This window comes from Pseudomonas sp. 18173 (assembly GCF_050432945.1).
GTDB lineage: Bacteria > Pseudomonadota > Gammaproteobacteria > Pseudomonadales > Pseudomonadaceae > Aquipseudomonas.
Genome location: NZ_JBKFTN010000062.1, coordinates 1 through 2,287 on the forward strand (window position 1 = coordinate 1; position 2,287 = coordinate 2,287).

Annotated in this window: 1 protein-coding gene and 1 pseudogene; both read left to right on the forward strand. The window is 58.6% G+C overall.

From position 1 onward, the window contains the following. Positions 1-538, forward strand: a pseudogene (locus ACLD1X_RS29000) (DUF2345 domain-containing protein); the annotation flags it as partial. Then, a complete protein-coding gene (locus ACLD1X_RS29005) occupies positions 538-2,244 on the forward strand; it encodes a phospholipase effector Tle1 domain-containing protein (protein ID WP_429373709.1) in 1,707 nt (568 codons plus the stop codon). The pseudogene ACLD1X_RS29000 and the gene ACLD1X_RS29005, both read left to right, overlap by 1 nt. The last annotated feature ends 43 nt before the right edge of the window (positions 2,245-2,287 follow it).

Here is a 2,287-nt window from a genome sequence, read left to right on the forward strand (position 1 = left end):
CCGCCTGCAACAGGCCGGCGAACAACTGCAAAAGCTCTCGGTCGACGCCCAGGCCGCCAGCGCCGAGCCGGCGGATGTAGCGGCACAACTGCAACTGCTGCGCAAAGATCTGGAAGCGTTGAAGTCTTCAGTCCTGCTGCTCAGCGCCCCGCAGGGCATCGCCCTGACCAGCGGCCAGCACCTGCAACTGGCGGCGCAGCACAACTTGATGCTCAACGCCGGCGGCGAAGCTGATCTCAGCGTGGTCAAGCGCCTGTTCATCGGCGTGGGCCAGGGCCTGAGCCTGTTCGTGCGCAAGCTGGGGATCAAGCTGATTGCCAATCAGGGGCCGGTGCAGATTCAGGCGCAGAACGACAGGCTGGAACTGCTGGCGCGGCATGGCCTGGACATCACCAGCACTGAAGACGAAATCCGCATCACGGCGAAGAAGAAAATCACTCTGAATGGCGGGGGCAGCTNTACATCACCTTGGAGCAGTGTGGCATCGAGTCGGGGACGGCGGGTGATTACAAGGTCAAGTCGGCAGACTACGAGTACTTGCCGACCAAAGCCTCCCTGGCGGTACAGCTATCGGCATTGCCAAACCTCATCGACCCTCCGCTCGAGTTCCATGAGCAGTTTCGGATATTCGGGTCCGATGGAGAACAACCCTGGGCCAGCGTGCCCTACAAGATCAGCGCTGCCTCCGGCAAGGTCTGGCGCGGCACCACCGACAGCCAGGGGTTTACCGAACGCGTCTACACCGCCAAGCCCGAAGAGCTGTCTTTGGTCTACGACATGGAAGAGGAAGAAGAGGAGGAGGAGCTCGAAGGGATCACTTTGCGGCTTGGGCTGTTTTTTGATGGGACGGGTAATAACCTGGCTAATGCTGCGGCTACGGAACAGTGTCGGCGTGAGGACTTGGCGCTGTTCGACTCGAGCGAGCTGGAAAGTATGGTCTCGTACTGCAAAAAGTTCGGATTCGATGGATTTGATGGCGATGGCTTCAGTAATACGCCGGATAATAGTTACGGGAATGCGCCGAGTAATGTGGTGTATCTGCGGGAGTTGTATCCAGACAATACGGCCACTCCTATAACGCCAGCGGCGGAGATCGGTTATCTGAAGGTCTATCTGGAGGGGATCGGCACCCGAAGTAATGGCAAGGATTCGCTCTACGGTATGGGCACAGGCCTAGGCGAAACCGGAGTAGTGGCGCGGGTTGAACAGGCATCAGGACTAATTAAAGAGCAGTGGGATCTTTTTCAAAAAGCCAACCCTGGTACTTACATCCGGAAAATAGAGTTCGACATTTTTGGCTTCAGTCGTGGTGCTGCCGCTGCACGGCACTGTGCGAACGAGCTGCTCAAGCCTAGTCGAGGCTTGTTCGGGGAACTGTTGCAGGCGGGTCGGTTCACCTTGGTAACCACCTTCGACCCGGCGGTGGACGTCAGCCTCAACTTCATCGGCTTGTTCGACACCGTCGCCGCCATTGGTGGCATTGACCTAGACGTCTCGGATGAACACAACCCGGGCGTGAACCTGTACCTGCCACCCGCTTGTGCGCGTCAGGTCATCCAGCTCCAGGCTCGCGACGAGTGCCGGCACAACTTTTCCCTCAACGGCGTGCATCACCACCATCGACAAATCCGCCTGCCCGGCGTGCATTCAGACATTGGCGGTGGCTATCTTCCGCGTGCCCGAGAAAGGGTTTGGTTGACCAAGCCCATTGTCGTCTCCTTGCAACAAAACCAACCGATGAAGTCGCTCCCGCAGTGGGCGCGAGCCCGTGCCCAAGTGGAGGAGCTACGTGCCGGCGGCATCGCGGACGACGGCAAGATCGAAATCAGTACATGGCCGTCACCCAAAGCGACGCGCGGCGGTCCGGAATCCAAGACGGAGGATCACCTGTTGACGATCGAACTCGACCGATCGGTGCGTGGCGAGTTGGCCCTCATTGCCCTGCGTGTCATGCGTGAGTTGGGGGTATGCCATGGTGTGCCGTTTGATGTAATCGATAACCAGGACAAGCGCTTCCGACTACCGGAGGAATTACAACCCATCGCCGCGCGCATCCTAGATCAAGTGTTGGGGGGCAATGAAGTCAGCCTTGATCCCGAGCAGGAACGTCTGTTGCGGCGACGCTACATTCACCAATCTGCTCACTGGGTGCCGAGTGCAAAATTCCTGCTCGTCAGCAAACCTGCGAAAGACAGCAAGCGCAGTGTCTATCCGAATTTTCCCCAGAAGGGGTATCCCCAATGAAGCGCCTGCCCCTGCTCGTCAGCCTGCTGTTCAGCCTGTGCGC